Origin of the sequence: Viridibacterium curvum, assembly GCF_039544165.1 — a bacterium.
Lineage (GTDB): Bacteria > Pseudomonadota > Gammaproteobacteria > Burkholderiales > Rhodocyclaceae > Viridibacterium > Viridibacterium curvum.
Genome location: NZ_BAABLD010000017.1, coordinates 709,915 through 732,081 on the forward strand (window position 1 = coordinate 709,915; position 22,167 = coordinate 732,081).

21 protein-coding genes are annotated in these 22,167 nt (G+C 60.7%); 8 read left to right on the forward strand and 13 right to left on the reverse strand.

The genetic code is table 11. From position 1 onward, the window contains the following. The first annotated feature begins 94 nt into the window (after positions 1-94). Positions 95-1,060, forward strand: a complete 966-nt coding sequence (locus ABEA02_RS19675) for a hypothetical protein (protein ID WP_345534824.1) — start codon at positions 95-97, stop codon at positions 1,058-1,060. 71 nt (positions 1,061-1,131) lie between these two features. Here ABEA02_RS19675 and ABEA02_RS19680 read toward each other — a convergent pair whose 3' ends face one another. The 13 genes from ABEA02_RS19680 to tssJ form a co-directional block, all read right to left on the reverse strand. Next, positions 1,132-2,013 (reverse strand): DMT family transporter, encoded by an 882-nt coding sequence (locus ABEA02_RS19680; protein WP_345534825.1) that lies wholly within the window; start codon positions 2,011-2,013, stop codon positions 1,132-1,134. A gap of 17 nt (positions 2,014-2,030) precedes the next feature. Next, positions 2,031-2,615: an HD domain-containing protein gene (locus tag ABEA02_RS19685; RefSeq protein ID WP_345534826.1), complete on the reverse strand. Its 585-nt coding sequence runs from the start codon at positions 2,613-2,615 to the stop codon at positions 2,031-2,033. A gap of 10 nt (positions 2,616-2,625) precedes the next feature. Continuing rightward, on the reverse strand, positions 2,626-3,513 hold the full coding sequence (locus ABEA02_RS19690; protein ID WP_345534827.1) for a DMT family transporter: 888 nt from the start codon (positions 3,511-3,513) through the stop codon (positions 2,626-2,628). Between the two features lie 139 nt (positions 3,514-3,652). Then, positions 3,653-4,918: a hypothetical protein gene (locus ABEA02_RS19695; RefSeq protein ID WP_345534828.1), complete on the reverse strand. Its 1,266-nt coding sequence runs from the start codon at positions 4,916-4,918 to the stop codon at positions 3,653-3,655. A gap of 140 nt (positions 4,919-5,058) precedes the next feature. Next, the gene (locus tag ABEA02_RS19700) at positions 5,059-5,403 is read right to left on the reverse strand and encodes a hypothetical protein (RefSeq protein ID WP_345534829.1); all 345 of its coding nucleotides are present in this window, start codon (positions 5,401-5,403) and stop codon (positions 5,059-5,061) included. Positions 5,404-5,768: 365 nt separating this feature from the next. After that, positions 5,769-6,158, reverse strand: a complete 390-nt coding sequence (locus ABEA02_RS19705; RefSeq protein WP_345534831.1) for a hypothetical protein — start codon at positions 6,156-6,158, stop codon at positions 5,769-5,771. Between the two features lie 191 nt (positions 6,159-6,349). Continuing rightward, positions 6,350-6,904 (reverse strand): hypothetical protein, encoded by a 555-nt coding sequence (locus tag ABEA02_RS19710; RefSeq protein ID WP_345534833.1) that lies wholly within the window; start codon positions 6,902-6,904, stop codon positions 6,350-6,352. A gap of 26 nt (positions 6,905-6,930) precedes the next feature. Further along, complete coding sequence (locus ABEA02_RS19715; RefSeq protein ID WP_345534834.1) at positions 6,931-7,476, reverse strand: hypothetical protein; 546 nt, start codon at positions 7,474-7,476, stop codon at positions 6,931-6,933. Further along, positions 7,473-9,110, reverse strand: a complete 1,638-nt coding sequence (locus ABEA02_RS19720) for a hypothetical protein (protein ID WP_345534836.1) — start codon at positions 9,108-9,110, stop codon at positions 7,473-7,475. Before ABEA02_RS19720 ends, ABEA02_RS19715 begins: the two co-directional genes overlap by 4 nt. Beyond that, positions 9,110-12,046 carry a type VI secretion system Vgr family protein gene (locus tag ABEA02_RS19725; protein WP_345534837.1) on the reverse strand — a complete coding sequence of 979 codons (2,937 nt, stop codon included), beginning with the start codon at positions 12,044-12,046 and terminating at the stop codon, positions 9,110-9,112. The genes ABEA02_RS19720 and ABEA02_RS19725 overlap by 1 nt, the downstream gene beginning before the upstream one ends. Positions 12,047-12,100: 54 nt before the next feature. Beyond that, positions 12,101-12,877 (reverse strand): type IVB secretion system protein IcmH/DotU, encoded by a 777-nt coding sequence (icmH, locus tag ABEA02_RS19730; protein WP_345534838.1) that lies wholly within the window; start codon positions 12,875-12,877, stop codon positions 12,101-12,103. Continuing rightward, positions 12,874-14,223 (reverse strand): type VI secretion system baseplate subunit TssK, encoded by a 1,350-nt coding sequence (gene tssK / locus ABEA02_RS19735; protein ID WP_345534839.1) that lies wholly within the window; start codon positions 14,221-14,223, stop codon positions 12,874-12,876. Before tssK ends, icmH begins: the two co-directional genes overlap by 4 nt. 30 nt (positions 14,224-14,253) lie before the next feature. Continuing rightward, positions 14,254-14,988 carry a type VI secretion system lipoprotein TssJ gene (gene tssJ / locus ABEA02_RS19740; RefSeq protein WP_345534840.1) on the reverse strand — a complete coding sequence of 245 codons (735 nt, stop codon included), beginning with the start codon at positions 14,986-14,988 and terminating at the stop codon, positions 14,254-14,256. 286 nt (positions 14,989-15,274) lie between these two features. Between tssJ and ABEA02_RS19745 the strand changes: the two genes are divergently transcribed. The 7 genes from ABEA02_RS19745 (at position 15,275) to tssG (ending at position 22,150) form a co-directional block, all read left to right on the forward strand. Further along, entirely contained in the window at positions 15,275-15,988 is a 714-nt protein-coding gene (locus ABEA02_RS19745) for an outer membrane protein assembly factor BamD (RefSeq protein ID WP_345534842.1), read from the forward strand. Positions 15,989-16,061: 73 nt separating this feature from the next. Further along, positions 16,062-16,568, forward strand: a complete 507-nt coding sequence (tssB, locus tag ABEA02_RS19750) for a type VI secretion system contractile sheath small subunit (protein ID WP_345534844.1) — start codon at positions 16,062-16,064, stop codon at positions 16,566-16,568. Between the two features lie 3 nt (positions 16,569-16,571). After that, a complete protein-coding gene (tssC, locus tag ABEA02_RS19755; RefSeq protein ID WP_345534845.1) occupies positions 16,572-18,062 on the forward strand; it encodes a type VI secretion system contractile sheath large subunit in 1,491 nt (496 codons plus the stop codon). A gap of 39 nt (positions 18,063-18,101) precedes the next feature. Next, positions 18,102-18,611 (forward strand): Hcp family type VI secretion system effector, encoded by a 510-nt coding sequence (locus tag ABEA02_RS19760; protein WP_345534846.1) that lies wholly within the window; start codon positions 18,102-18,104, stop codon positions 18,609-18,611. Between the two features lie 117 nt (positions 18,612-18,728). Then, positions 18,729-19,220 carry a type VI secretion system baseplate subunit TssE gene (gene tssE / locus ABEA02_RS19765; protein ID WP_345534848.1) on the forward strand — a complete coding sequence of 164 codons (492 nt, stop codon included), beginning with the start codon at positions 18,729-18,731 and terminating at the stop codon, positions 19,218-19,220. 12 nt (positions 19,221-19,232) lie between these two features. Beyond that, the gene (gene tssF / locus ABEA02_RS19770) at positions 19,233-21,074 is read left to right on the forward strand and encodes a type VI secretion system baseplate subunit TssF (protein WP_345534850.1); all 1,842 of its coding nucleotides are present in this window, start codon (positions 19,233-19,235) and stop codon (positions 21,072-21,074) included. Further along, positions 21,038-22,150 carry a type VI secretion system baseplate subunit TssG gene (gene tssG, locus ABEA02_RS19775; protein WP_345534851.1) on the forward strand — a complete coding sequence of 371 codons (1,113 nt, stop codon included), beginning with the start codon at positions 21,038-21,040 and terminating at the stop codon, positions 22,148-22,150. The genes tssF and tssG overlap by 37 nt, the downstream gene beginning before the upstream one ends. Positions 22,151-22,167 lie beyond the last annotated feature (17 nt).

The window sequence follows — 22,167 nt, forward strand, 5'->3', positions numbered from 1 at the left end:
CTGGGGGAGCGAAGCGTCTTCCGGGGGCGCTGCCCGTCTCAGCCCCCACACATCCCGCTAAGATGCGCGTCTCCGTCACACCTGCGGCGATGTCATGCCAACCTGTTTCACCGCTTTGCCCCGCGCCGTGCGTTGCGCGATCCAGTGCATTGTTGCCCTCCTCTCGCTGGCACTGGCCGGCTGCGAGAAGTCGGAGCCCGAACCGTATGCGACCTCCACCGAACCTGCGGCGCTGATGCGCGTGGTGTTCGCGGACTGGTCCGAAAAACGGCCTGCTGAAGTTGAGGTCGAAGAGGGCGACATCTCGGTGCTTGAGACGATGCTCGTCAGCCCTGAAGCGGTGGTGCAATTGACGCCGCAGGCAGTCGTGCTGGTGGTCAGCGGCTCACCGACCGACGAAAGCGGGACCGACATGGCCTCGCACGGCACGCCAGGCAACCTTGGGGCCTACTGGTTCCAGCAGCGCGAAGGCCGCTGGTATCTGTCCAGATCAAAAGGGTCTTTTCACAAAACCGGCTCTCATGGCAATGCCGGTACGGTCACCACGGCACTTCTCGATAAAGACACGCATGCACTGATCGTCGAAAGCGGTGGTTGCTGGCAGGGTTACTGCGGCAGCTGGCTCGACATCTTTCAGGTTGGCGCAGACTCAATGAAGCGCCTGCTACGCGACGATGCGGGCATTGCGTTGTGGGCCAATTCAAGCGGGGCTCTGGAGAACTGCAGCGAGGCCCTGGATGACAAGGGCGTGTTGGTGCCCGCGTCAGCTACCGGGCCGGGCGACTGCTTCGACATCGAGGGAAAGTGGTCACTGAAAGCACGCAAGGGCTACGCCGATCTGGTGCTGACCTTCTCGGGGTCCGTGGTTGATGAGACTACGATCACCCCTGCCCCTGCCCCCGAGACCAGCTCGCCCGCTGCCGAGGCGAGCACGCCGGATGCGGAACCGGAAGAATGGGTGACGGTACGCTCACGCCCCGTCAAAGAGACGGCGGTGTACCGCTTTGCCAACGGTACCTACAACCTGGTGCGTGGCAAGAATCCGATTCCCGGCTTCTGAGCCGCGCTGTAGCGTGGACAAGCGCAGCGTCATCGGAAAACGCAGGCGCATCCTGCGTCCGAATGCGTCGCTCAGTCGCCGCGCCGCCCAATCAACCCGTTCGCCAACGCCGTGCCCAAGAGCACGATCACCCCACCCGCCAACATGATCAGCGTGATGGACTCTCCGAGGAAGAGATGCCCCCACAGCACGCCGAACACGGGAATCAGGAAGGTGACCGTCATGGTGCGCGCGGGGCCGATGCTGGCGAGCAAGCGGAAGAAGATGAGGTAGGCCCAGCCCGTGCAGAGCACGGCCAGTGCGAGCACGGCGAGCCAGTCGCCAGCCACGGGCTCGGCGCGCGCCGGCAGCCACAGCGCGAGCGGCAAGGTGGCGATGGCCGCCGTCCAGCAGCTGCCGTGGGCCTGTGCGAAAGGTGGAATCGCGGCGGCGTACTTCCTGGTGTAGCTGGTGGCGATGGCGTAGCAGAACGGTGCGCCGAGCGCAGCAAGGTAGGCGAGCCAGTCTTGCGCGCCACGCGTGCCAAGATCAGCCCCCACGATGAGCAACACACCGCCGAAGCCCAGTGCGAGACCCAGCATGGCGAGCGGGCGCAGCGGAATGCGCAACCAGATGGCCGCAACCAGTGCGCCGAAGATGGGGGTCATGGCATTGACGATGGCCAGCATCGAGGCGTTGAGCGACTGCGCAGCGTAGCCATAGAGCAGGAACGGCAGGCCCGCACTGAGCACGCCGATCACGAAGTAATGCTGCACGTTGCCACGCAGCGCGAGCCCCTGCTTCAGCCAGAGCGCCACGCCCGACAGGAAGACTGCGGCCAGCGCCACGCGCAGGAAGATCAGCTTCGCCGGCCCGAACACGGGCACACCGATGCGCAGGAACAGGAAGGACGCGCCCCAGATGGCGGCGAGCAGGAGAAGCTGGAGAACGCTGCTGCGGAACAAGGCGGTCATGAATGTCTCGGGGCGGGTCAGCCGGGTGCATCACGCAGGCGGGCGAGCTCCCGCTGCAGGTTGTCGCAGGCCAGGATGTCCAGCTGGCCTGCGTAGTAGGCGGTGCGATAGAGACGCGATTGCGAAAGGAAGCGCGTCAGCACACGCGTGCGCCCTGCCCGGTAGTCCGCCTCGCTGACCCAGCCGAATTCCGCCCTTACCCCGTGGGCATAGGCATCGTAGGTCTTGGCGTCTGCGCCAAGAATGGCGAGGTCCAGATCAAGGAACAGCGCGGCATCCGGGTCTTGCGCAGCCGCCATGTGGTCTGCCGTGGCACGAATCAGGGTGACAACGCGCGCTATCGGCGCCGCCTGCCATCCCGCATCGGCCAGCGCACTGGCGGCGAGCTCGGCCGAGAGCGCCTCGTTGTCCTGCCGGCGCGTGTCGTAGATCGCGTCGTGAAACCAGATGGCCGCCTCCACCACGGCACGGTCCTGCACTGGCTCAGGCGTCCTGCGCAGTTCGGCCAGCAAATCGTCGACGTGCTGCTGCGTGTGGTAGCGACGATGCGGCTCGGCATAACGGATGCGCAAGCTATCGATGAGGCGGGTGGGCAAGGTCATCGCGCCCCCCTCACTTGATGCGCGACACGCCGAAGATCACCAGCGCCGCCCCCGCGACCTGGAACACCGTCAGCGGCTCACCGAGAAACAGCGCAGCAAGCAGGATGGTCAGCACCGGCCCCAGAGTGCCGACCATCGAAGTCGGCCCCGCGCCAATACGGCGCATCGCCTCCGCCACCATCCAGATCGGCAACACCGTCGAGAACACTGCCATCGCCATGCTGAGCGCATGCACCTGCCAGGGCTGCACGAGATTGCTGACCGGCCGCAGCACAAAGAACTGCGCCAGGCTCAACAGACACGCCGCGCCTGTCGCCCAGGCCGTCACCCGCGTCGAGCCGAGGCGCTTGACCACCTCACCACTCAGCATGAGATAGATCGCATACGACAAGGCACTCGCAAACACCAGCACACCCCCCAGCGCCACGTTGCGACCACCGAAATGCAGGTCATGCCCCACCGCCACCGCAATGCCGACATAGCAGATCGCCAGCGGCAACAACATGCGACGCGTGATCGGCTTCTTGAGGAACACGGCAGACAGCAGCAACACCATCGTCGGGTACAGGAACAGGATCAAACGCTCCAGCGCCGCCGAGATGTGCTGCAAACCGAGAAAGTCGAGATAGCTCGCCGCGTAATACCCCGTCAGCCCCAGCACAAGCAGCATCCAGCGGTCACGCAGCGTGAAGACACACGGCTCGCGCCGCTCCACCACAACGCCCATCACGATGAAAAACGGCAAGGCATACGCCATGCGCAATGCCAGCAAGGTCTCCGCATCCGGCCCGTAAGCGTAAGCCGCTTTGATGAAGATTGCCTTGAACGAAAAACCAAGAGCCCCCAGCGTGGCGAACAGCAAGCCGGAGGCGCGTTGTGAAGCGGGAGATGCAGACACGGTGGAAAAGGCTGAGGCCTTGGGGAGGTGGGCTTGTCAGTATAGCGGCTGCTCTGAACCGTCCTCCGACCAACTTAGCGCCCCGTCACCGAGCTCCGAAGGTGCGCTCAGCAGCGCATGAGGGAGTGTCCACACAGCATCAATCGCAGCCCTTGTACTGAAAACGTTTTTCCTGCCAGACCTGCGCGGCCCAATCAAAACGAAACAACGTGTACCTGCCACCGTAGTCGTCATCACGGCGCAACAGGATCGACGGAACACCGTCCAGATCAAAATGGGCGTGATAGATAAAGTTGCCGGCGTGCGTACTGCTATAGCTGACCTCAGGATCTTCTGTTCCGTGATGCCAGAAAAGCACCTCTGGCTTGAAGCGCCCTTTTCCGTCATTACGCGCGACCATCAGCAAGGTGTAGCTGTCAGGGCGCTCTTCAGTTTCAATCTCTACATCGCCATCGCGCGTCTTGCTGCGCACGGTTCGGAACAACTGTGCCGTCACCAATGCGTCGGCTTTGCCATCTCGATCAATGTCGAGTGGCATGACATCTATGGCGCCCTGCGTTGCATTGACGACTTTTCTTGGCGCGCCTTGGTCGAGCAGGGTTTTGACAGCAAGCCTGTGCACACGCTTTTTCAGTGCTGGACTTAACCTCGCACCCGTTCCGGCGCGCAGTTGCAACGGTTGTGCGCTGACCAACATGAGAGATTCAAGACTCATCCCTGGATGCAGGCGGTAGCGCACATATTCATCGGTATATCCACACTCACGCTGAACCACGTGATCCAGCCCCGTCAGCCCGAGAGCCTGCCCTGTGAGACTGTAAAGGCGGTGAATTTCCTGCACGTTGGACGTGCTGCCTTCCAACCACTCCAGAACCAGAGGCCCTTCGTTGGGCAGAGCATTCCCAAGGCCAGAGGATTCCCCCTGGGAGGCAACTGCCACGGCCAAAGAAAGGTTCGCGAGCGCAGGGGATTTTTCCGTCAGCAGATCCAGGGCATCGCGGGCCAGCTTGATCGTCTCTGACTGTCCAAGCTGCTTGGCAGCTTCGAGCATTTTCTGCCAGCCCCAAGGCTCCAGCGGCACCAATTCAGCCGCGCGCTGAGCGTGAAGCAGCTTCCCCGCCCAATCGTCAGAAACGATCTTGGCGTAGTCCGACTGGACACCTGCAAGAGTCGGCGCTTCAGCCGAAATCCAGCGCTTCTCCAGCCAGCCAAACCCCATCAGTCTATCGAACACATACACCCAGTCACCATCGACGGACTCAACGCTAACTTCGCTGCCAATCCGCAGCTTGTTCGTCGTCTGCCCGCCACGCTCTTCAGAGATTGGCAAGCTGGCACCCACAGTGAACTCAGCCCGCGCCGCCACGGACATGCATAGCAGCAACACACACGCAAGATACTTCATCGGCACAGCTAACCTCATCAATCCACCCGCTCGCCTGGCTTGATCTCTTTCGACGCCTCACACCGTCAGATCGTCGAGCCATGACCCGATCTGGAAAACCCTGGGCGATTCAGAACGCGCCCGGGTGATTAGCCGTGAACTTACTTTTCGGGTAGCGCGAGCTCGTCGGAAAAAACAGAGAGGGCTTTTTCGTCCAAGCCCTCGCCAACATGCGTAGGCTCTATGCTTTTAATGAGCTGCAGGTTCTTGGCAGGGGGCGTCAATTTGCCATTCTCATAGACAAACTTAACGTTTTTCTTGATCGCAATTACGCTACGGCTCTTACTCCAAGATGCCCAGTGAAACTCCGTGCATGCACCTTTCACACCAAACGAAATTACTTTTGGTGGCTTGAAAGACAGGTCAACAAGATACAAGTTAGCTGAACAAGCCGTTGTCGGATCTATCGATCCGGCATAGATAAATTTGTCCAATGTCTTGCTCATGTCCAACTCGACCAGAAAAGGGCTGCAAATGAGATCCATCCCATCAAACTTGAGCACGTGGGTGTAGTTGCGAGCCTCATCTCTGCAGGTAACGTGATCCAACGCTCCCGCGCTAGCATGGCTTGTAGCTGTCCTGCATCTAACCTGCGCACTTACGTCGCCAACCATACAGAGGATAGCCAAGCATGCAATTGTGCATCTCTTGAATTTCCTCACCACCGCCGTCCTAAGCAAAACCAATACATCTCTCACCACGCAAGTCACCAAATGGACCGCGAAAGCCAAATCCGAAATTGGCTGAACGCTTGGCATGCAAAATTAGTCTGCGCGGCTTCAACCAACCAACGGCTCCAATTGCAACACATTCACTTTGGCGGTGATACTTCGCGCACAAAAGGCTGCAGTTTTTTCTCGTCTATCCCCGATCCAATGCGGGGCGGATCGATTTTGGTGATCAAAGCGAGATCCTTGGGCGGCGGGGTCAGCTTGCCATTCTCGTACACGAATTTGACGTTGCTCTTGATGGCAATGACGCTTCGCTTTTTACCCCAGGACGCCCAGTGAAATTCAGTGCACGCACCTTCAACGCCAAAGGAAAGTACTCGCGGCGGAGTGACGCCAATATCCAAAAGGTACAAGGTCTTGGCACACCCCGTTTCTGGATTGTTGCCCCCCGAAAAGACCCAGCGCTGCTGAGCTACGTCTCCGGCCTCTTCATACAACGAGCGATCCTCCAGAATTTTCTGTTCATCCAAGGAGATATACCTCCTCGTTTTGACTCCGCCGTCAGTGCAACTTGTCGTCACAAACCGCCCGGCGGATGTAGCAAATCCCTTCCCAGACTTACACTCCTCTGTCGCATGGCAGGCTGACGCAACGACAGCGACAACCACAAAAAATAGGGTTTTTCTCTTATGCGCCCTCGCGCGCTTCAACAAAGTGAACTTCACTTCGGCGGTGATACTTCACGCACAAACGGCTGCAGTTTTTTCTCGTCTATCCCAGACCCGGTGCGAGGCGGTTCAATCGTGGTGATCAAGGCAAGATCCTTCGGCGGCGGAGTCAGCTTGCCATTCTCGTACACGAATCTGACATTGCTCTTGATGGCAATAACGCTTCGCTTTTTACCCCAGGACGCCCAGTGATACTCTGGGCACGCGCCTTCTACGCCAAAGGCAATGACTTTTGGTGCGGCCAAGCTTATGTCAATCAAATACAAATTCTTTGGGCACGCAACTGACCGATCCAGACCGCCAGAATAGAGGAATCTCTGAAGCGAGTTGTCGCTAGTCAGAAGAAATAGTTGCGCATCCTCTATCAGCTTGAGAGAGTCAAGCCTCAGGAAAGAGCGGGTAGGATGGCCATTTTCGTGACAGTGGGTCTGTGTAAAACGCCCATGCTCCGTAACATACCCCTTGCCCGACTTACATTCATCGGCCGCGTGTCCAACTGACACAGCGACAGAGAAAAACACAGCAAAAATGGTTTTTCTCTTGTGCACTCCCCCGCGTTTTAATGAATCGAACCTCACTTCGGTAACGACACTTCACGCACAAAAGGCTGCAGTTTTTTCTCGTCTATCCCCGATCCAATGCGGGGCGGATCGATTTTGGTGATCAAAGCGAGATCCTTGGGGGGCGGAATCAGCTTGCCATTCTCGTACACGAATTTGACGTTGCTCTTGATGGCAATGACGCTTCGCTTTTTACCCCAGGACGCCCAGTGAAATTCAGTGCACGCACCTTCAACACCAAAGGAAAGTACTTGCGGCGGAGTGACGCCGATATCCAAAAGGTACAAGGTCTTGGCACACCCCGTTTCTGGATTGTTACCTCCTGAAAACACCCAGCGCTGCCCCGCTGAGTCTCCGGCCTCTTCATACAACGAGCGATCCTCAAGAATTTTATTGCCGTTTAATGATTTGAACTGACGCGTTGTATATCCATTTAGCGCACAGTCAGTAGAAACTAGCCGCCCTGCACTGGTTTGAAATCCTTTGCCGGACTCACACACCTCAGACGCACACGCAGAGAAACAAAGCGTCCACAAAAAAAACGGAATTGCGTTTTTCATACCACCACCACCTTCACCCCGCCAATTTTTAAAAGAAGATCGTTTGTGCGTCCAGACTGCATGGGATTGCAGCAAAAAGCGTTGCGTTCTGCAGATGCAAACCGGTCATCTACGTAACGCGCTAACCAAGAACGATAAGCAATTTCAACGTCACCGCCTGCCTGGCGAATGCGTCGCTCTGCCTCTTCCACGCCGCTACTCGTTTTAGTCTTGAACTGAGCCGCAAACTTGCCTTTGAGTTTCTTCTTGGCTTCATCTGTTGGCGCAAGCGTGTTCTTGATGAACCTCGGCCCGTCAGGGCAGCCTTCATGGTGCATCAGGTACATCAGTTTCGCCTTGTCCATGTCCGGCAAGCCTGAGGTCTTGAAGCCCTCCTTGGCAAGAATGCCGAGGTTCTCGATGCCATAGTCTGCCGCAGCATTGATGGCCCAAGTGTGATCCAATCGCATTGCAAGGCATGCGCGCACATTGCTGTCGTTCAGATGCAATTTGGGTTCTGTGGTCGTGCCTTTCTCCAGCACAAACACCCACTGCTTCCCCTTCTTGCGAACGTCCTCTTGCCTAACCCAGTTCTTTGCCTTGGCCTGCGTGTGCAGATAAGTGCCAGGCTTCATCACCAGACCAAGCCAGGTCTCGCGCATGAATTGCGTCATGCCAGAAATTTTGTCCTGAGCGCCGCCTGAGTGCTCATCCCATTGCATGCCGAGTTTTTTCTCTTGCGGGATGCCCTTTTTGTCTTTGATCTGCTGGTTGGTTTTAGGGTCCAGCAAGGGCACTACAATCATCTTCTTCGCGGCTTCGCATTCAATCAGCGCACACAAGGCCTGGGGAATCATCCCTAGGCGTTTACTCGCGTCGAGAATAGCTTTGCGGTAAATGTTGTTTTGACCGAGCCGCAGGTTGTCTTTGTTCGGACATTCTGAGCCAACTACGACGCTGACCGGCTGCCCCGCAGTGTTGAGCGTCTGTGCGGCAAGGGGCTTGGATGAAGCTTGTTCAACCGGCCCAGTGGCGAGCTTTGCGCCCAGCCATTTCCAGGCAATCTGCAATGCGCCGTTCTGCTTCCACCATGGGCCGGCGGCGGGGGCCTTGCCGGATTGCGTGGCCGCTTCATCGGTCTTTGGCGAAGCGGCCTTACCGGGTGCGGCTGGGGGTGGCGTTTGCTGGTGGGGGCGCAAGACAATCTGTGTGGCGACCTTGGGGCTGCGGATGATCACCGCACCTTGGCATTTGGCGAGGTCGAGCTTGCAGACGGGCTGGTGCGCGCCAGTTTGATCCTTGACTTTGACCTCAGCCGTACCAGTTTTGGTGGCAGGCAGCGGAACAGCGACAACGCCTTGGGCAGAGCTCTTGGCAGTGATGGCACCATCGGGTGTTGTGACCTGAACCTCCAACCCCTGGATAGCCTGGTCATTGCCGTCGCGCAGGACCAGTGCAAAGTGGCTGTCGGTGTTGTCCGCATCCGCACGGGGGCTGGCGCTAGCTGTTGCGGTTCCCGATTCGACCGGGTTGCCGGCCAAGGATTCATCACCCGAAGTCTTGGCAGGCGTGGGTACATCGGCAGCTTCGCGCTCGGGATACTTGTCGCGCCAGCTTTGGTCCAGCGTTGGAACTTCCTGTTCGTTGTCGAGCATCACATGGATCCTTCTTCGTTTGCGTCGTGATCCACTGCGGGCGGAAGCACGTCGGCAATGTGGTATTCAACGCTCCACTCGCCGGATGGGCCGACCAGAACATCCAGCTTTTCGGCTTTGGGCTGGATGTAGCGCTCGCCGAAGCCATCGGCAGCGGCCTTGCCTTTCAGCTTTGTCTGCCCCTGATGTGTAAGGGTGTATTTCGTGTCCATCGCCTCGCCGGTTACCGGACTGATGACAACGATGCGCTCGCTGTACTTCTCAGGCTCCCCATCGTTCAACGCTACCGGTGTGGCAGGCACGACGGGCATGTTGCCGTCTGGCAACTCGTCGAGACTCGCTGCCCCACTCCCCCCGCCCGCCATAACATTATTAGCCCCCTTCACCGCAAACTTGCCCGGACACGCAAAGGTGATGTTCGCGCCTTCGAGCGTGATGGAACTCTGCCCCGCCTGCAGCACGATCTTGCTGCTGGCGAGGATGTGGATCTCGTCGTTCGATGACGTGACCGTGACGTTCTGGTCGGCCAGCACTTCGAGGGGGCCGTCGTGGGACTGGATGCTGAGCGGGGCGTTGGCGGCGATGGCCTTGATGCCGCCGGCGTGGGTGTAGAGGCTGGTGGCGTCGCCACTGACGAGGCTGGCGGTGTGCTGGGCGGTGATCTGGGTGTCGGCCTGCACGGTGGTGCTGAGTTGTTCGCCGGCGAAGAGGCTGCTGCTTTGCGGGGTGGTGAGTGCGATGCTGGCAGGGGCTTCGATGAGGATGGCGGGGGCGGTGAAGGGTTTGCTTTCGTCGTCGGGGCGGCCGTTGTTGGCCCCCTCTCCTGCCCTCACCCCCTGCCCCTCTCCCGCTGGGAGAGGGGAGCTGATCACTTCGCGGAAGGCGTCGATCTGTTTGGCTTGTGCGAGGGCGTCGGCTTCGGATTGGCTGGCTGCGTCGGAGAGTCGGTTGGCCGTGTCGTGGGCGGCTTTGAGCTGACCTGCGGCTTCACTGGTGTCGAGCTGGGTGCTGGTGGCGTTCTGGCGGGCGGTGGTGGAGATGAGCATGCCTTGTGCGGCACGCGTGATGCTCCAGCCGTCGGTGCGCAGTTCAAACCCTTGGCCGCGGTACTGGCCGCGCTCACTGCTGCCGGGGCGTTGGTGGATGAGGTAGCCGAGGTTGAGTTCGCTGCGGGCAAAGCTGGTGGCGATGCGGGTGCGCAGCTGGCCGGTGGCGTCATCCATTTGCCATTGGCTCCAGCCTTGTCCGTCCAGCGTGGGGGCGTGGAAGCCGGCGAGGATGCCGGGGTGGTTGGCGCTGCTGCCCTCGCCTGCAGGCCAGGGGGGAGCGTCCTGGCCGTTGTAGAGCCCTGCGACGACGAGGGGGCGGTCGATGTCCCCTTCGATGAAGTCGATGAGGACTTCGCTGCCGATGCGCGGGGTGAAGGCGCTGCCCCAGTTGGGGCCAGCGAGGGATTCGGCGACGCGGACCCAGGTGCCATTGGCGTCGTCACCGGTGGCGCGCTCGGTTTCGCTGCTGAGGCCGCCTGCAAGGGGGGCGGTGCCGCGTTGCCAGGGGAACTGGATCTTGATGCGGTGATCGCGTTCGCTGTGCGTGCTGGTGCCTGAGTTCGCTTTGGCGGTACCGACGACAATGGCGCTTTGCAGGCCGGCTGCGCGCGGACGGGCTTGGGGGCGCGGCACGATGGGGAGTGCGGCGGCAACGCAGATGGCCTGGTTGCGGTAGGTGCCGCGTTCGAGCGTGGTGTCGTTGTGCAGGCCGCTGGCGGCTTTGGCGTTGCTGTCCAGGTTGTTGGCGGCTTCGTGCTCAACGGCCAGCAAGGTGAAGCGTGCGGCGTCGCCCTGGTAGTGTGGGTGCTGGAGGACGGTGAACTGGTGGCCGGCGTCGAGCTGGCGGACGCTGCCGCCAATGCGGTGGGTCTGGGTGGCGAGCGCGAGGTATTGGGCGCGCAGGGTGGCGGCGCGCTGGGCACTGTCGGCATCGGGGTAGCGATAGGCGCCGGCGCCTTCGTAGTCTTCGAGTTCGGGCACGGTGCCGAGTGGTAGCGCGGCGGTGTCTACGCTGGCGTTGCCGGAAGGCGCGAGCAGTTGCTTGTAGTCCCAGCTGCTGCGCGTGACGCTGTTGCTGAGGATCTCTTGTCGCGTTTGCCATTGCTGCAGGGTGTCGGTTGCCTCGGTGGCGTTGCCGCGGTGATAGCGGATGAGGGCTTGCGGCGATACGACGGCCTCTGTTTCGGCATCGAAGATGACGAGGGTGTGACGGGTGTGGGCGAGGCTGTCGGCTTCGGGCTTGTCGTCACCTTGCGCGCTGCCTTGGGTGGCGGCTGCGTCCTGTTGATGCACGAAGCGGTAGCTGAGCCCTTCTTCGGCGAGCAGGCGGGTGATGAAGGCGAGGTCGGTCTCGCGGTATTGAGTGGTGAGGCTGCGGGGCGGGAGTTCGCGGGTGTGCGCAAATTCGAAGCTGACGCCGGGATAGTCGGCGAAGAGCTCGGTGAGGATGTCTTGAGCGGTCTTGTCCTGGAAGATGCGACTGTTGCGACGCTGGGCGAGGTAGGCGAGCCAGGGTTCGATGGTCAGGCGGTAGCGTGCAAGGCCACCGTCGGCACCGAGCTGTGCGGCACGCGTGACGAGCCCGTGCCAGCTGCGCGTGCGGCCATCGGCGAGCAGCAGGCGCAGCGTGACTTCTTCACCAATGAAGCGGGCGAGCGAGAAGTGCGCGTTGCTGGAGAGGCAGTCGATGTCGAAGCGGTAGGGTGAAGACAAGGCTTCGCGACCAGCCATGTACTCGACGACGAGGGCAGCGTCGGGCAGCGGTGTGACGATGCTGAGCAGTCGCGACTTCTGCGAGAGCGCCTTGAGGAAGGCATCGCGACTGGGCAGCGCTGCCTGGGCGGCGTTTGCGATGGCGCTGGATAGGGAAGCGGACAGATCAGACATGAACGTTCTCGGCAGGACGCAAAGCGCTGCGGCAGCAACGCGGGGACAAACAGCTCAGGGCAAAGTGATATGCACGTTGGCCGCGCGCGGCGCGAGCTTGACGATGCCTTGATAGCTCGACATGGTGCGAGCCGTCTGGTGATCGAGCCAGGTGCGCAAACCAACAAACCCCAGCACAGCCATCAGGGCCATGACGCTGGCAATGACCCAGATCGGCACTTCACTGCGCAGGGCGTGACGGATGCGATCGGGAATCGCCCAGTGCGGCGCAAACTGCGCGCGCTTGCCCTTGTGATGCGCGACTTCGTCGCCGACGCGTGCGATGAGGTAGTTGAGCTTCTCGGAGCCTTCAAGCAGGTACTTGCCTTTGAAGCCGTGCAGCAGGCAGTGGTAGAAAACTTCGAGCGCCTGCACACGCCGTGCTCCCTGCGAACGCAGCTCTTCGAGCTTGACGAAGAACTGCTCGCCAGCAAGCTGCTCGCCGAACAACACGAGCTGCAGGGGCTGCAACTCCCAAGCGTCGCGCACGCTGAAGCTGGAGCCGAGCACGGCCTCATCGACCGCCGCACAGAATGCGTACTTGGCGGCAAATACATCTTCCGGGTCAGCATTGAAGCGGCGCGCGCTCTTCTCGAACTCATCGAGAAAGCGGCGGATGCGATCACGGAACACGCCCGCATCCATCGGTGCGGCGCGGTTGCGCAACAGGTGGAGCAGGTAGAAGCCGTCGTGCATGATGTCGACGAGGCTGCGCGGTACGCGGCCGGCAGTAGCTTCGGGCTTGGGTTGTGCGGCCGGAGTCTGGCCGAAGAGCGTGGGAGCAGAGCTCATTCAATCACCGCCATGAGTTCGAGTTTGAGGTCCTTGAAGCCGGAGGGCACATAGATGGCGAGGCTCTTGGCCTGCATCATGCGATCGAAGATCTGCCCGTGCGGTTCAATCGAGAAGTAATAGCTGCCGGGGCGAACCGGAATCGCTGCCGGCACCTGCGGAGCCGCCATCAGCTTGACGCCTGGCATCGAGGAGAGCACGAGCTTCTCGACGTCGTCTGGCGCGCCAACCTTGAGCCGCAACGGCACGACGTCGACCAGCTCGGCCGGCGGCATGTCGGAACCCACAGCAAGGTAGAACGAGGCGCCCTCGGTGAGCTTGTCGGAATCGAGACGGGCATGATGGAAGCCCGGCTTCATCTCGGCCAGGGTGATGGCAACGTAGCGCGCCGAGATCACCGTGTTGACGAGTTCGCGGATGATGCGATCCAACGTGAAGAACGACGGGCCAGGATCTGCGTGGTCGTACGCGGGGAGATCGGTAAGCGTGTAGCTCTTCGAGAAGGTGAGCAACTGGCCAGCCAGTTCCAGCATGCCTTGATAGAGACGCTCGGGGTGCAGACGCGGGTGGTGGAAGTAGTGCGACAAACTGGCAAAAGCCGCACTCGCCGTGTGCAGTAGCCAGAACGACGCCACATCGCCCGAGCGGAATTCGATGATGTTGCGCGAGGGTTCTCGATGGTGGCCGTACAGGGCTGCCACCTTGGCTTGCAGCATGTCGAGCAGTCGCCGCAACATCGTGCCCAGGGCGGGAACCGATTCGATGCTGATGGCGGGAGGAATGAACGCGGGATCTGTTTCGTAGCCGCCGGTCGCCGTTCGCCGGATGCGCGTCAGCGGCACAGACACAAACTGTTCGCGCGGCTCGTGATCGGCGAGCAGACGCGGCGTCTTGCGCAGCACAGTGAGCTCACTCGCCACGGCGCGGGTGTAGAGATCTGGCGCCATCTCGCCAGCCTGCACATAACGGGTCGCGACGGCGCCGTTCCCGCCGCGCGTCGCATAGTTGCCGCCGTCTTCGCGCAGCAGCGGCAGCGCGAGGTGGAACACCAGCCCCTCTGCCGGCACATCGATATCTGCCAGGTTGCGCGCTTCGGGCAACACATCGGCGTACGGCGCGTCGAACGTCTCACCGTCCGGCCAGGCCAGCCGGACCTCCGAGAAGCGCAGCAGGCCACTCTCCAGCGCGTCACGGTCGAGCGACGCGGCCCCCACGCCCCACAGGAACGGATGCGCCAGACGCATGGCATTCGCCAGACGCTGCTCGTGATACAAGTCCTGCATCTGGAAATGCTGGGGCTTGATGAACAACCCCTCGCCCCACAACAACTTCTGTACTGTTTTCACTGATTGATCCCGCTTTTTTCGCAGCGCCAGTCACGCGCCTGCCGTACACCGCACCCCGTTAAGGGATTGCACATCACCTGCCACACCGCTCGCCACACCTTGTGAAACCGTCATGGCACACGCATGCACGCCAATGTTGACGCCCTTGGTGTTCTTGTCATCCACCGCGAAGGAAAAACGCCAGCGATCCGCAGCCGGCGACCGGAACAGCACCGCGATGGCCAGAAATCCGGTCTCTGGCGCCAGCTTCTCCTTGAACTCCAGTTGCTGCCCGGGCGTCAGCACTATCTCGCGCACCTCGATCAGATCCTGTCCGATGATCTGGCGCTCCCGCGCCGCGTCGGCCAAGGCGTCGTAAGGCGCCGACATGAAGGTGGTGTTATTGCGTAGCTTGTAGAGCTTGACGACAACCGCGAGCGGACGCCCCTTTGCATCTGCATTCAGATTGCCACCCGCAAAGATCTTCAGCGGCACTTCCTTGGCGGGCTCTGGCTTGGCATCCGGCTTGACCAGGCCCGCTACCTGCAATGCCCCTGTCACCAACTGACCGGCGGCACTCAAGGTGCAACCAGACAGCAGAACCGAAACGCCAAAAACAACAATTAATGAATAATTACGCATAAACGTAAGTAAAAATGATTTTTTTGTTTTGCGCGCAAAATTAACCGGATGCCACTGACGACCCACAATCAACCACTCGTCTGATCGGCATGCTTCAGAACGCAACTCCCACACGTCATTTGCAGAGAATTGTGAGCCGCGCAAGCAACAACGCCGCCCTTTGCGCCGCCATATTTAGCGTTATAAATCAACAACGTAAAAGCTTTTCTCTACCCACACAACAACGCAAACTGCGCGTCGCTTTGACAGGTCTCTAGTATCCGACAACCGCGTCGGTTGCGCACCTGTGTGCCCTTCCGACCATAGCGGGATCGGGAAATGACGATGCTATGATCGCCCTCGATTACGCAGCGGGATCACCAGTTTCACCACGCGTAATTACTAATGCATAAATGCATAATTATTCAAATCAACAAAATCGTAGCATCTCATGTTTAAAGCATCTTCCGGCTCGCTGCGCCGTTTCTCAGCATGCCTGTGCTTCGCCTTGCTCGCACTTGCGACAGGCTGCGCCACCACATCCGACGCTCCCAAAGGCGCTCACGAGCAACTCTATAAAGATGCCGTTCAAGCGCTGAACGACGGACAGAAAGACAAAGCCCTGCAGTTGCTCGACGCGTCGGCACGCGCAAATCCTGCGTACGCGGAGCCTTGGGTGAAGGCTGCGCAGATTCACTTCGAAGCAGGCAACTACCCCATGGCCATCAAGTCTGCGGACGAAGCCATGAAACGGGACTCGACTCGTCGCGAAACCAAGGCTATCGCGGTTGTCGCCAGCTTGCGTGTCGCAATGCAAGCGCTGGGCGAGATGCGTGAAGATGCCAGCCTGCGCGGCAATACTCGCCTCGAAGCGGAGCAGCTGGCACGCACGCTGCGCGAGACACTGAGTGTAGAAGTGCTCGTCCCGGTGCCTGGCGCCGCGACCACAGCCAATCCCAATGCACACAAAACGCCCGCTGCCGCAGCACCTGCAGCGGCTCCGGCCCCCGCCGCAGCACCTGCAGCAGCAACCCCCGTCGCAGCTCCTGCCGCCAAGCCTGTGGTGCGCCCGGCCCCTGCTCCGAGCACACGCCGGACGCCAGAACCGGCAGCCACTGGCGGTAGTGGTGGCGGTGGTGGCAATCCATTCAACGTCTTGAAGTAAAGCATCGGCGCACGCTGTCTTGGCGTCGCTGGTGTGTCTTGAACCAATCGGTCATTTGCAAGGGAGAAGTGTCGTGGCCAAGTCTGAAAGTACCCAGAAAAAGCTCAACCGCGTGCGTCCGCCGCGTGTTCAGCTGTCGTATGACGTCGAGATCGGCGATGCAATCGAACAGAAGGAGTTGCCCTTCGTGGTCGGCGTGCTCGGCGACTTTTCCGGCAATCCGGAAGAGGCGCTGCCCAAGCTGCGCGATCGCAAGTTCGTCAACATTGATGGCGACAATTTCGACGACGTGCTCAAGGGCATGACCCCGCGCACCACGTTCCGCGTCAAGAATCGCCTGACGGAAAAGGGTGGCGAGCTGGGCCTCGATCTCAAGTTCCAGTCGATGGAGGACTTCCGCCCCGAGTCTGTCGTGCAACAGGTCGAGCCGCTCAAGAAACTGCTCGAAGCCCGCTCCAAGCTGGCTGACCTGCGTGGCAAGCTGGCTGGCAGCGAGAAGCTTGAAGACATCCTTCAGCAAGTGCTCACAAGCACCGAGCAGCTGGCGGCCCTGCAACAAGAAGCCGGCAAGAAGGAGTAAGTCATGAGCGCAGAATCCGCAGCACTCCAGAACGCCACTGCAGCAACGACCGAAAACAGTCTGCTCGATCGCATCGTGGCAGACAGCAAGGTCGCCAAATCCGCTGCTGAGCACAGCCGTGCACGCGACCTGATCGGTGAGCTCGTCTCGCAGGTGATGGATGGCGCCGTCGTTGTCTCCGACAACCTCTCCGCCACGCTGGACGCCCGTATCGCTGAACTTGATGAGCTGATCTCGCTCCAGCTGTCCGAAGTCATGCACGCCCCTGAATTCCAGAAACTGGAAGCCACCTGGCGCGGCCTGGAGTATCTCGTCAAGCAAAGCCAGACCAGCACGACGCTCAAGGTCAAGGTGTTCAACACGAACAAGAAGGATCTGATTCGCGACTTCAAGTCGGCCATCGATTTCGACCAGAGCGTGCTGTTCAAGAAAGTCTACGAAGAAGAGTTCGGCACCTTCGGTGGTGCCCCGTTTGGCGCCCTCATCGGTGACTTTGAAATCGGCCGTCAGGCTGAAGACATGTACTTCGTCGACCAGATGGCTCACGTGGCGGCCGCGGCACACGCGCCCTTCATCTCGGCGGCATCTCCCGAACTGTTCGGTCTGGAAGCCTTTACCGATCTGGGCAAGCCGCGCGACATGGCCAAGGTCTTCGACACCGTCGAGTACGCCAAGTGGAAGTCCTTCCGCGAAAGCGAAGACTCGCGCTATGTCGGCCTGACCCTGCCGCACTTCCTCGGTCGCCTGCCTTATCACCCCAAGGACGGTACGCCCGTTGAAGGCTTCAACTACGTCGAAGACGTGGATGGCAGCAACCACAGCAAGTACCTGTGGGTGAATGCCGCTTACGCCTTTGCCGCGCGCTTGACCGACGCATTCGATCAGCACGGCTGGTGCGCAGCGATCCGCGGTGTTGAAGGCGGCGGCCTGGTCGAAGACCTGCCGACTCACACTTTCAAGACCGATGATGGCGAAGTTGCACTCAAGTGCCCGACCGAAATCGCTATCACCGATCGTCGCGAAAAAGAGCTGTCGGACTTGGGCTTCATCCCCCTGGTGCATTGCAAGGGCACGGACTACGCCGCGTTCTTTGGCGCCCAGTCGGTCCAGAAGGCCAAGAAGTACAACACCGACTCTGCCAACGCCAACGCGTCGCTCTCGTCGCAGCTGCAGTACATCTTCGCTGTGTCGCGTATCGCGCATTACCTCAAGGCCATGATGCGCGACAAGATCGGCAGCTTCGCTTCGGCCGGCAATGTCGAAACCTATCTCAACAACTGGATCACGCAGTACGTGTTGCTCGACGACGGCGCAACGCAAGAGGTCAAAGCGCAGTTTCCGCTGCGTGAGGCTTCGATCCAGGTTTCGGAAGTACCGGGTCGTCCCGGCGTATATCGCGCCGTGTCGTTCTTGCGCCCGCACTTCCAGCTCGATGAGCTTTCCGTCTCCCTGCGTCTGGTTGCGGAGTTGCCGCAATCTGCGAAGGGGGGCTAAGTCGTCATCCCCTGTTTTTTTCCCCTGAAGGAGCACTAAGTGAAAGACATTTACGTCAAGTTCGAAAAAGGTGGTTCGTTCGATCTGAAAGGCGAATCGCGTGATGATGCGCACAAGGACTGGTTCGAAGTCTCGTCCTGGCAGCATCAGGTCATTCAGCCGAAGTCCGCTACTGCCTCGACGGCCGGCGGCCACACGGCAGAACGTTGCGAACATGGCGCAATGATTTTCACGAAGGATCTCGACATGACCTCGCCGGTGATCTGGGCTGCCTGTTCGGCAGGTCAGACCTTCAACGAAGTGGTCATCGACTTCATGCGTTCGGATGGCGCCAAGCGCATCAAGTACCTCGAGATCAAGCTCAAGAACGTGCTCATCTCGTCGGTGACACCGTCGGTCATGGGTGAAGGCATTCCCACGGAAACCTTCGCGCTGACCTATGCAGCCGTGCAATGGACTTACACCCAACAGGACATCACCGGTGCCTCCAAGGGCAACAAAGTGCAAGCCTGGAGTCTGGCGAAGAACACGCCGAACTACGCGGTGTAAGTCGTATGGAGTCCTGCGTGCAGGGTCCGGTCCGGTCGGGAGCCTCCCTCTTCCGGCAGTTCAGGATCCTGCATCGCAGGATGCTTTTCTACCCATAACAACAAGACGTATCAGGCCATGGCGGGATTCTTGCCGACGCTCTTCGAAAGGCTGTTCGACGACGCGCCGCACCGCGAGGCCGAGGCCGACCCCCTGCGTCGCTGGTCGGTCGATGAGTTGAAGGATTCGGTCATCCGCGACCTCGAGTCCCTGCTCAACAATCGTGCCGCCCTGTCGGCCGATCATTTTGTCCGTTTTCCCGAATCGCATCGCTCGGTTGCCAGCTACGGCATGGAAGACTTCGTCGGCCTGAGCCTGGCGAATCCCGGTGACCGCGAACTGATCTGCAATACCCTTGCACGCACCATCGAACATCACGAGCCGCGCCTTCGCGACGTGGTGGTTCATCTCGAAGCGGACCGTTCCTCCATCGGCTGTCTGCAGTTCGGCATCAGCGCAGTGCTGTATGTCGCGCCCGCCAACGAGCCGGTCAGCTTCGACGCGCTGTTGCAACCCAACACCCAGCAGTACTCGATCGCCCGCTCGCGTCTGCATCCGGCAAATCGATAGGCGGGCCGAACCATGCGCGACCTGCTGCCCTACTACGAACGCGAGCTGACCTTCCTGCGGCGCCACGCCCGCGAGTTCGCCACGCGCTATCCCAAGATTGCGTCGCGCCTGCTGATATCCGGCGACGCCTGCGAAGACCCGCACGTCGAGCGCATGATCGAATCCTTCGCGCTGCTATCTGCCCGTGTGCAGAAGAAGCTCGAAGACGATTTCCCCGAGCTGACGAGCTCTTTTCTCGATGTGCTGTATCCGCATTACCTGCGCCCGCTACCGGCGTGCTCCATCGCGCGCTTCGATCTGGCCGGAGCCGATGCGCAGTTGTCGGACGTTGCATCCGTCGCACGCGGCACCCAGCTGACGACGCGCCCCGTCAAAGGCATCGCCTGCAAGTTCCGCACGGCCTACGACGTCCAGCTCTCGCCGCTGCGCGTCACCGGCGCCCGCTTTGAAGAAGCCTTCACGCCGCCACGGGGCTACCTGCCCCCGGTCGGTGCTGGAGCACTACTGAGCCTGCAACTGGAGTCCGCCTCATCGCAGCTAACCCTGGACACCTTGCCGCTCGAAGCGCTGCGCCTGTTCATCGAAGGCGAAACTTCGCTGGTTGCCCAGCTGCGTGAAGCCCTGCTGTCGCGTGCGCTGGAAGTCGCACTTGAAGTGCCTGGCGAATACCGCTGGCGCATACAGACACAAGCCATTGCGCGCCCGGTTGGCTATGGCCTGGACGAGTCACTGCTCGACTACGATCCGCGCTCGCATCTGGCGTATCGCCTGTTGTCCGAGTTCTTCGCCTTCCCGGAAAAGTTCAACTTCGTCGACATCGACATGGCTGCCTTGCGCGAGCAGTTGCCGGCCGGCTGCAAGGCTATCACGCTGCACTTCATTCTCGGCTCACAGCGCGACGATGATCGAGACGTACGACTGCTGGAGCGCATCGGCGCGGGCAACTTCCTCACGCACTGCACGCCCGTCGTCAACCTGTTTCGCCAGAACGCCGAGCCGGTGCGCCTGTCGCACACCCGCTCCAGCTACCCCATCGTGCCCGACAGTCGCCGCGCGCATGCTTTCGAGCTGTACTCGGTCGACGCCGTCACCAAGGTCGAAAAGAGCGTGCGCGGCGAGCGTCTGCTGGAGTACCGCCCCTACTACGCCCTGCGGCATGGCGAGACTCTCGGCGAGGCAGGCCGCTTCTACCACCTGCGGCGCGATGAGCAGGTCGCGGAACTCAGTCCCGGCTTCGAATACGAAATGTCAGTCGTTGATCTCGACTTCGACCCGCGCGCCGAGAAAACCGAAACGCTGTCGATCGAGCTCACCTGCACCAATCGCGACCTGCCCTCGCAGATTCCTGTTGGCGTGGCCGGCGGCGATCTGTTCCTTGAAGGCGGCTCCGTTGCACGCAGCATCAACCTGCTGCGCAAGCCTACCGCCACGGCCCGCATCGACCGCAGCGGCTCGCACTGGCGCCTGATCTCGCAACTTTCGCTGAACCATCTCTCGCTCACCGAGGCGGGCCTGGCCTCGCTCAAGGAGACGCTGGCGCTCTACGACATCACACGCTCACCCGTAACGCGCAAGATCATCGATGGCCTGCAGTCCATCAAGCACCGTGTCGTCACGGCACGCATCAACGGCGACCCCTTTCCCAGCTTCGTCAAAGGCATCGAGATCAGTGTCGGTGTCGATCCGCAACACTTTGTCGGCACGGGCGTCGAACAGGTCGGTCGCCTGCTCGACCACTTCTTCGGCCTCTACGTCCACATCAACAGCTTCACGCAGCTCGTTCTGATCCGTCAGGACACGAACGAGGAGATCATGCGATGCCCACCGCGCAACGGCGACCAGACCCTGGTGTAATCGAGCGCCTCCGCGCCGAGCCGTACCGCTTCGAGTTTTTCCAGGCGGTGCGCGTGCTCGTCACACACTTCCGCCGTAACGGAGCGACCGGCAATGAAGACCCGGTCGGTGAGCACATCCGCTTCGGCAACTCGCTCAACATCGGCTTCGCGCCAAGCGAGATTGAAGCACTGCAGTTCGAGTACGACGAAGCGAGCACGCAGGATGTTGCGTGGCCAGAGTCCGCCCCACAGCCCCCCAGTGACGCCATCACGCGCGCCCACCTGACGCCCGCCTTCATCGGCATGACCGGCAGCCAGGGCACGCTGCCGCACACCTACACCGAGCAACTCGTCGAGCGCGAAATCCGCCACCGCGATCGCGGCGCGCGCGCCTTCCTCGACGTCTTTACCAACCGCTCGGTCGCACTCTTCTACCGCGCCTGGGAGAAGTACCGTCTCTACTTCCAGTACGAACGCAACCGGCAGGAACGCTTTCTGCCCATGGTGCTGTCCCTCGTCGGTGCCGGCAATCCGTCGGTGCAGGACAAGGTCTGCGACACCGCGCGCCCGGTACTCGCCGAAACGCTCGCCTACTACGCTGGCGCCCTGCGCCACAGTGCGCGCCCTGCACACCTCATCGAGCGCATCATCGCCGACTACTTCCAGGTACCCGTCAAGCTCGTGCAGTTCCAGGGCCGCTGGCACACCCTGCCCGACGAACAGCTCAGCATGCTGGGCGGCAGCATGCGACTTGGCGTCGATACCGTCTGCGGCAATCGCATGTGGCATGTGCAGACTGCGTTCGAACTCAATGTCGGGCCACTTAAACGTGAGGATTTCGAACGCTTCCTGCCCGGTGGCGAAGCCGCCGAAGCCATCACGCGCCTGCTCGCCATGCTCTCGGGCATCACGCTCGAATGCACGGTGCGCCCCATCCTGCGCAAGGAAGACGTACGCCCTATCCGCCTCGACTCGCAAGCCGGCACCGCGCGCCTCGGCCACAACACCTGGGTGCTCACGCGCATGACCCACGAACACCGCAGCGATGTCGCCTACGACATCACCCACGAAGAAGAACAAGCGCTCGCCGCCTGATCCTCATTGATACGCAT